The 8872-nt window shown below is 42.7% G+C and carries 5 protein-coding genes and 1 rRNA gene; 5 read left to right on the forward strand and 1 reads right to left on the reverse strand.

The window, feature by feature from the left end; all coding sequences use genetic code 11:
- Positions 1-96 precede the first annotated feature (96 nt).
- The 3 genes from mnmG (at position 97) to NT073_RS02250 (ending at position 5221) form a co-directional block, all read left to right on the forward strand.
- Complete coding sequence (gene mnmG, locus NT073_RS02240) at positions 97-1959, forward strand: tRNA uridine-5-carboxymethylaminomethyl(34) synthesis enzyme MnmG (protein ID WP_297368120.1); 1863 nt, start codon at positions 97-99, stop codon at positions 1957-1959.
- A 69-nt stretch (positions 1960-2028) separates the two neighbouring features.
- Entirely contained in the window at positions 2029-2910 is an 882-nt protein-coding gene (locus tag NT073_RS02245) for a class I SAM-dependent methyltransferase (RefSeq protein WP_297368122.1), read from the forward strand.
- Between the two features lie 409 nt (positions 2911-3319).
- Positions 3320-5221, forward strand: coding sequence for a tetratricopeptide repeat protein (locus tag NT073_RS02250; protein WP_297368124.1), 1902 nt, complete (start codon positions 3320-3322; stop codon positions 5219-5221).
- An 89-nt stretch (positions 5222-5310) separates the two neighbouring features.
- On the opposite strand, the gene thrC is transcribed toward NT073_RS02250, so the two are convergent.
- The gene (gene thrC, locus NT073_RS02255) at positions 5311-6618 is read right to left on the reverse strand and encodes a threonine synthase (RefSeq protein ID WP_297368126.1); all 1308 of its coding nucleotides are present in this window, start codon (positions 6616-6618) and stop codon (positions 5311-5313) included.
- 139 nt (positions 6619-6757) lie between these two features.
- Here thrC and pruA point away from each other — a divergent pair, with 139 nt between their 5' ends.
- Positions 6758-8389 carry an L-glutamate gamma-semialdehyde dehydrogenase gene (gene pruA / locus NT073_RS02260; RefSeq protein WP_297368128.1) on the forward strand — a complete coding sequence of 544 codons (1632 nt, stop codon included), beginning with the start codon at positions 6758-6760 and terminating at the stop codon, positions 8387-8389.
- Positions 8390-8736: 347 nt separating this feature from the next.
- Positions 8737-8872, forward strand: a 16S ribosomal RNA gene (locus NT073_RS02265); the annotation flags it as partial.

Below are 8872 nucleotides of genomic sequence, written 5' to 3' on the forward strand. Positions count from 1 at the left end.
TTCGTATCAATTCATCATCACGTTTTACCTTTTCAACAACTTTCATCAATTTTGTGAAAAGTTTCCACGTGAAACATTTTTCAAAAAGTATCAAAAATGTATTCTTCATACGATGTCATTGTAGTAGGAGCGGGCCATGCCGGATGTGAAGCAGCCAGTGCAGCAGCCACCATGGGCTCAAAAGTTTTGCTGATTACAATGAATATGCAAACCATTGCACAAATGTCTTGCAACCCTGCTATGGGAGGTGTTGCCAAAGGGCAGATTGTTCGGGAAGTTGATGCATTAGGCGGGCTGTCAGGGATAATAAGCGATAAAAGCATGATCCAATTTCGAATGCTGAATCGTTCTAAAGGCCCTGCTATGTGGAGCCCTCGTTGCCAAAGTGACCGAAATGTGTTCGCATGGGAATGGCGGAAGGCATTGGAAGAGAACCTTAATATAGATTTCTGGCAGGATACAGTTAATGAAGTAATCGTAAAAGATGGGCGGGTTAAAGGTGTCAAAACAAGTTTAGGTGTTGAGTTTTCTGCTAAAGCAGTTGTTCTTACGAACGGCACATTCCTGAACGGCCAAATGTTTATTGGTGAAAAGGTATTTGGTGGCGGACGTACGGCAGAACGTTCGGCGACTGGCTTGACTGAACAACTGGTTCAGTTAGGTTTCGAAGCAGGTCGAATGAAGACTGGCACGCCACCCCGTGTAGATGGTCGAAGTCTCAACTATGAATTGATGGAAGAGCAGCTTGGAGATGAGAACCCTGGTAAGTTTTCATACACAAATACGTCACCTTTGACGAAACAGCGGAGTTGCTGGATCACATACACAAATCAGGCTGTACACGACGAACTTAAAACAGGCTTCGATAAGTCGCCAATGTTTACTGGTCGAATAAAAGGATTAGGACCTCGGTATTGCCCATCCGTAGAGGATAAAATCAACCGTTTTGCCGACAAGGACAGACACCAGATTTTCGTGGAACCTGAAGGCTGGGATACTGTGGAGGTATATGTGAACGGATTTTCTACATCCTTACCAGAAACCGTTCAATATAATGCGCTTCGTAAAATTCAAGGGTTTGAGAACGTACGAATGTTCCGACCCGGCTATGCAGTGGAGTATGATTTCTTTCCACCCACCCAGTTAAAGCCAACGCTTGAAACCCAGCTTGTTCAAAATCTTTTCTTTGCGGGACAAATAAATGGGACGACTGGTTATGAAGAAGCTGCTTGCCAGGGATTAATGGCAGGTATAAATGCACATCGCAATAGTCATCAAGAAGCCGAATTTACAATCAAACGTTCTGAAGGATACATAGGTGTTTTGATCGATGATCTGATCACGAAAGGGACCGAAGAACCTTACCGAATGTTCACATCACGGGCTGAGTATCGAACGCTTTTGAGGCAGGATAATGCGGATTTACGGCTTACTGAAAAAGGATACGCCATTGGTTTAGCCTTGCAGGAACGTTACGAAACTATGGTTGCAAAACGGGAAGGTATCGCTAAACTGACCGAAACAATCCGCACCACTAAAGTAAAACCAGAAGAGATTAATGCCTTTCTGGAATCGAAAGGTAGCGCACCACTTCGGGAAAAAGGAAGTCTGTACACACTGCTCAAACGTCCTGAAATAGATCAAACGGATGTAAAAAACCTGCTTTCGAACCTTCCTGACATGCCGAGTGGGGTAGGGGAGGAGACAATTGAACAAACCGTTATTGAAATAAAATACGAAGACTACCTGAGTCGAGAAAAGCAAAACGCTGATAAACTCGATAAATGGGAGAGTCTTTCTATAAATCCGGCGTTCGATTATGACCGATTGAAAGCCCTTTCTTTTGAAGGTAAAGAAAAGCTTAAACGTCTACGGCCGTCAACAATTGGTCAGGCTTCACGAATTAGTGGAGTCAGTCCGTCAGACGTTTCTATTCTGTTGGTCTACATGGGCCGCTAAACATTTGTGGGGTGTCAGCTATTAAAAAAGTTGACACCCTTTTTGTATTCACTCAATTCTGACACTGCTTTGGAAACCGTAACTCAATGCCCAGTCTGTGGCAATACCACCTTCAGTACTTATTTAAGTTGTGAAGACTATCTGGTCAGCAATCAGAAATTTGAAATTCAACAGTGTCAGCGTTGTAGTTTTCGATTAACTAATCCACGTCCGGATAGCAACTCCATAGGGGCATATTACAAATCGGACCAGTATATCTCCCATAATGATAATGGAGGTGGATTGATCAATACGGCGTATCGACTAGTCAGAAATTATACATTACGATCGAAATTAAATCTTATTAACAAGCTCTCAGGCAAAGCAGGTAAGATTTTAGATGTGGGTTGTGGAACAGGCGCATTTCTGCAAAGTTGCCAAGAAGGTGGCTGGTCGGTAACCGGAATGGAACCAGATCCAGATGCTCGCACCATTGCCAAGGAAAAGTTGCAAGCAGACATTAAGCCTAGTCTGGAAGCGCTTGCAGGAGCAGAGACCTTCGATATCATTTCGCTGTGGCACGTGCTCGAGCACATTCCAAATCTAAATGAATCAATAATTCAACTTCGTGAATTATTAAAGGAGCAGGGTACCCTGTTGATAGCCGTACCAAATTCTGACTCTTATGATGCCCAATTATTTAAACAGTACTGGGCTGCTTATGATGTGCCGCGCCACTTACATCACTTCACACCCTCAACAATAGAGCCTCTCTTCAACAAACACGGCTTTAGATTAGTTAAGCAACTACCCATGATATTCGATGCTTTTTACATCGCCATGTTAAGTACCCGGTACCAGACTGGAAAAACCGATTATCTGAAAAGTATACAGGTAGGATTGTCATCAAATGCGAAAGCCAAAAAGCTAGGTAACTCATCTAGCCTGATATACCTCTTAAAGAAGGCATAGTTATTGCCTTATCAACACCGTAACATGTGATTTTAACCTAGTCGGGTAAAGGTCTATTCTAAATTAAAAAAGTTAAACTTTCGTGTGAATAAGTGTGTGAATAACTCACACAACTGGGTGGATAATTTGTTTACAAACCACAAAGGGAGTGTGGACGAATAGGGAAGTAATCCACATCAGCAAAAAAGAGCACGAGCATTGTGGAGAAACCACAACATATACCAAGCAACTCCACAAATTTTCCCCAAGTAAAGTTGTGCATTAAGTTTATAAACAAATCCACAAGATATTAACACACAAAATGTGGATAAAATGTTATTTACTTAAGTATAAGTGAATTAAGCGTGGATAATAAAACAAGAACTAGTGGATATCTTGTGGTTCTTATCCACATTAAGTATCTTGATGAGTGGACAACTTATTTATACACATTTCCACAAGGCTAATAGTTGAAACAACGTTCTTTTTAAAAAAGCTTTTATATAAAATGTTAATAAGGTCAACAGTCATTATTGGGCTATTATGGGTTTTGTCTGCCGGACTTACCTGGGCGCAAGTCAGCCCTACATCGGGCGGAGCGACGCTGGCCGAGGAGTATTATAAAGCTGGCGACTTTGCAAAGGCTGCGAATGAATATGCGAAGTTGTTGAAGACCGATGTGAACTGGACAAAGCTCTCCAGGTATGTGTATAGCCTCCAAAAAAGTAATAAGACCGAGGACGCATTAAAATTTTTACGCAAGCAACAGCGAAGCGATGAAGCAAACCGATCATATTACGAGTTGTTAAGTGGACAGTTGGCCACGCAACAGGGAGATACAACACAGGCAAAAGTTCAATTTACGGCTGCCTTACAGTCGAGCCGATCGTCAATAAGTAAGCTCGAAAAACTTGCAGCTGCCTTCAGCGAGGTAGGAGAGAGCCGCTGGGCCATCCGAACACTCGAAACGGCTCGGGAGGTCAGTAGAGAGCAAACAGCTTACAGTGAGGAGTTAATGACGTTGTATAGGTCGACAGGGCAAACCGAAAAAGCCATTGACGAAATTATTCTGACGGGAAAGCAACCTGAAAAGAAGGAAACCGTTTTAGCCGCATTGCAAGGATTTATCAACACAAAAGATGAACCACTTGTGGAAAAGGCCCTTTATTCCAAGATTCAACTGGAGCCAAACGAGCTATCATACAATGAACTCCTTATCTGGTATTTTGTCCAGAAGCAAAAATTCAGCCGTGCCCTGCTACAGGAAAAAGCAACTGACAAACGGCTGAAATTAAACGGAAGCCGGGTGTATGATTTAGGGATGCTAGCCATGAATAATAAAGAATATAAAACAGCGGCTGAGTCATTCGAGTATGTATCCACAACGTATCCACAAGGACAACTTTATCCATTTGCTCGCCGACTAGTCATTAATGCGCGGGAAGAGCAGGTAAAAAACACTTATCCGGTTGATAAGCTAGAGATTAGAAAGCTCATTAGTGATTATCAAAAAATGCTTCAGGAGATTGGTACGAATAGCAAAACACTCGAAGCATTGCGTAGTACTGCCAACTTGTATGGCAATTATCTGGATAGTAAGGATACTGCCTTGACGGTACTCGACCTGGCTATCGATCTAGGTAAAACCGATAAAAATTTTGTCGATCGTTGTAAACTGGACAAGGGTGATATCTACCTCCTGAAAGGAGAGCCTTGGGAATCAACATTGCTGTACTCTCAGGTTGAAAAGTCACAAAAGGAGGAGTTACTCGGCTACGAGGCAAAACTTAAAAATGCCAAGCTTCAATATTACCGGGGTAACATGGCTGTGGCAAAAGATCTGCTGGATGTGCTTAAACTGGCCACTTCCCGCGAAATTGCAAACGATGCTGAGCAGTTAAGTCTATTAATTGTGGATAACACGGGTATGGACAGTACAGAAGCGGCAATGCGTGAATATGCCGACATTGATCTGATGCTGTTTCAGAATAAAACAGACGAAGCAGTAGAGGCCCTCAACAAAATGTTGAAAACTTATGCAGACCATAGCCTGGCCGATGAAATACTCTGGCTACGAGCTAATACCTATCTGAAGCAGGGGAAGGCGACAGAGGCTTTAGAGGACCTCAAAAAAATTGTTGCTTCTTATCCGAACGATATACTTGGCGATGATGCCCAATTTATGCAGGGCAAAATCTATGAAGACCGATTGAAAGATAAACAGGCAGCAATGGAAGCTTACCAAAAAGTCTTAACACAATATCCGGGTAGTATTCATGGAGCCGAGGCACGTAAACGTTTCCGTGCGTTAAGAGGAGATACTCTAAATTAGTTGTTTAAATTCCTACTGACAGTTTAACAAAGTTATCCACAAAAAAAGGCCTATTCACAGGAATAGGCCTTTTTTTGTGGATAACTTTGTTAAACTGTCAGTAGGAATGATTCTTTGAAATCAGCATAATTCGCAGAAATTCGAAAGCTATTTTTTTCTCGCTGGGCCAATTCTGCCAGCCTGTCTGGAACTTCAACAGAAACATTAAGAACATCTTCTACCAGCGGCTTAAACTTTGAAGGATGAGCTGTTGCAAGAGCAACACCGGTAACATCTTGTTTGGTATCAGTCAGGTATTTTTCTAAACCCATAATACCAATAGCGGTATGAGGGCAGGATATATAATCGTATGCCTCATAAATACGCTTCATCCCATCTCGGGTTTCGTCATCGTCAAAAAAGTAGCCGGAAACATTTGCTTTAAATTGATCATAGCGATCATCGTATAAATGAGAAAGCCTTATGAAATTGCTAGGGCTTCCTACATCCATGGCATTTGAAATGGTGGCTATAGAGGCCTTCGGAACATAGTCTCCTGTTTTAAGGTAGTTTGGCACCACATGATTAAGGTTGGTGGCAGCTACAAAATGAGATACTGGTAATCCCATTTTTTGTACAAGCGCGCCAGCACTCAGATTTCCGAAGTTACCACTGGGGGTGGAGAATACAACAGGTTTACCGGAAGATCTGACCTGACCAAAGGCACTCACGTAATAAAAGCCTTGAGGAATAAGACGGAAAATGTTAATTGAATTGGCAGAAGACAGAGCAAGATGAGCATTCAGTTCAGAATCAACAAAAGCCTGTTTTACAATAGCCTGACAATCGTCGAAAGAACCATCTACTTCAAACGCCTGGATATTCCCACCAAGCGTTGTCAGTTGTTTCTCCTGTAAGTCACTAACTCGACCACTAGGATAAAGAATAGAGACCCTAACACCCGGAACGTTATGAAAACCCATGGCAACAGCCCCACCAGTATCGCCCGATGTAGCTACCAGAATATTTATCTCTTTATCCGTTTGCTTCGAAAAATAGGACATTAACCCCGCCATATAACGAGCGCCAACGTCCTTAAATGCAAGCGAAGGCCCATGAAACAACTCCAGAACTCCAACCTTGCCTGCCTCTAATTCTATAACTGGTGTAGAGAACGGAAATGCATAATGCGTCAAATCTTCCAAATCTGACTTGTTTATTTCATCCCCAAACAACGCCTGACTAATAGCGAAGCCTATGTCGGCCAACGATTGATTCGCAATAGCTGAAAAAAAGTCAGCGCCGAGATAAGGCAGCGGAGTAGGCATATAAAGCCCTTTATCAGCAGGCATACTTTGGAACAAAGCCTGCTTGGTAGAAACTGTAACTGACGGACTATTAGTGCTGTAAAAACGCATAAACCACGGAAAATAAAGATACAAAGTACGTCAAATCAGGGCAATGAATCGAAAAACAGGCATAAAATGTGGAAAACTAATGTGGATTAGTGGATAAATAAGGCAATCCGTAAATTTGTAAAAACTCAAACACTTCATTATGTCATTTGGAACGTTCAATGTGCCAGTACCGGTAAATGAACCGGTAAAAGAATACCGTCCAGGCTCTCCGGAACGGGAAGCACTTAAAAAAGCAATAGCAGAATTCCGCTATCAGGAAACCGATATTCCAATGTATATAGGTGGAGAAGAAGTAAGAACGGATCGGAAACTTCGGGTTGCCCCCCCACATGACCATCAGCATACCCTCGGCTATTTCTATGAAGGAGAAGCAGAACACGTTCAAAAAGCGATTGATGCAGCATTAATAGCTAAAGAAGCATGGGCTAACATGGCATGGGAAAATAGAGCGGCTATCTTTCTGAAAGCTGCTGAATTAATAGCAGGTCCCTATCGTGCCAAAATAAACGCGGCAACAATGTTAGGGCAATCGAAAAACGCTTTTCAGGCAGAAATCGATTCTGCATGTGAGTTAATTGACTTCCTCCGGTTTAACGTCCATTACGCAACGGATATATATAAACAACAACCAGGTTCATCGCCGGGCGTATGGAATCGGTTAGAATATCGTCCACTCGAAGGATTTGTCTTTGCTTTAACACCCTTCAATTTCACGGCTATTGCCGGAAACCTGCCAACCTCGGCGGCTCTAATGGGCAATACGGTTGTTTGGAAACCAGCTTATACGCAGGTATTGTCAGCTAAGGTAATTATGGAAGTGCTAATCGAAGCAGGCTTACCGGCTGGTGTAATTAACCTTATTTACGTTGATGGTCCAGTTGCAGGGGAAGTAATCTTTAGTCACCCGGATTTTGCAGGAATTCACTTCACAGGAAGTACAGGAGTGTTTCAGCAGATTTGGAATACGATCGGCACTAACATCCATAAGTACAAAACTTATCCACGCATTGTAGGTGAAACAGGGGGGAAGGACTTTGTGATGGTTCACGAATCGGCAGATATCGACGAGGTAGCAACCGGTTTAGTACGGGGAGCCTTCGAATACCAAGGGCAAAAATGTTCTGCGGCTTCGAGAGCATACATACCATCTACGCTTTGGCCAGCGGTTGAAGCGAAGATGACGAAGTTCTTGAGCGAGATCAAAATGGGCGAAACGGAAGATTTTTCCAATTTCGTTAATGCCGTTATAGACGAGAGAGCTTTCAATAAGATTACAGCTTATATAAAGGAAGCCAAACAAACGGATAAAGTGAGAGTCGTGGCGGGGGGTAATTACGACGGAAGTAAAGGCTACTTTATAGAACCGACCGTATTACAAGTAGAGGACCCAGCCTACCGAACAATGTGTGAAGAAATCTTCGGCCCGGTATTGTCGATTTATGTGTATGAGCCGTCAGAATTTGACAACGTACTAAAAATTGTCAACACAACTTCGCCTTATGCATTGACGGGATCCATCTTTTCAAAGGATAGATACATCGTTGAGAAGGCGGCTAAAGTGCTTCAAAACGCTGCTGGTAACTTTTATATCAACGATAAACCGACTGGAGCTGTGGTAGGGCAACAACCATTTGGTGGCGCACGAGCATCAGGTACAAATGACAAAGCCGGGTCAGCGTTAAACCTATATCGCTGGGTGTCAGCGCGTACCATCAAGGAGACCTTTTCTCCACCGAAGTCTTTCGAGTATCCTTTTTTACAGCCTGAATAATTTTTTAGAAAAAGTTTTAAACAATGCTTGCGTAAAGGATTTTAAACACCTAATTTTGCACTCCCAAACGACGAAAGAGCAAGCGTGTTAATAATTTAAATGCTTTTCTTTCAGGTAGTTACAAATGGGAATTGAAAAAGTTGACAAAAAATATTTTCAACTTTTTCTTGACAAGAAAGAATGAGTGTTGTACCTTTGCACTCCCAAATATAAGGAAGACCAACAACGGTTGGTCTTACAATCAAACTGAAAGGTTTGAGACAGTTCTTTGACATGTTGACATCAATAGGTTAGCACTATTTAAGGCTATAAACATCGTGACTACTTCGGTGGTCACAAACATATTTACGATGGAGAGTTTGATCCTGGCTCAGGATGAACGCTAGCGGCAGGCCTAATACATGCAAGTCGAACGGGTCGCAAGACCAGTGGCAAACGGGTGCGTAACGCGTAAGCAACCTGCCTCATACTGGGGGATAGCCC

Origin of the sequence: Spirosoma sp. (assembly GCF_026391055.1) — a bacterium.
In the GTDB taxonomy this organism is placed as follows: domain Bacteria; phylum Bacteroidota; class Bacteroidia; order Cytophagales; family Spirosomataceae; genus Spirosoma.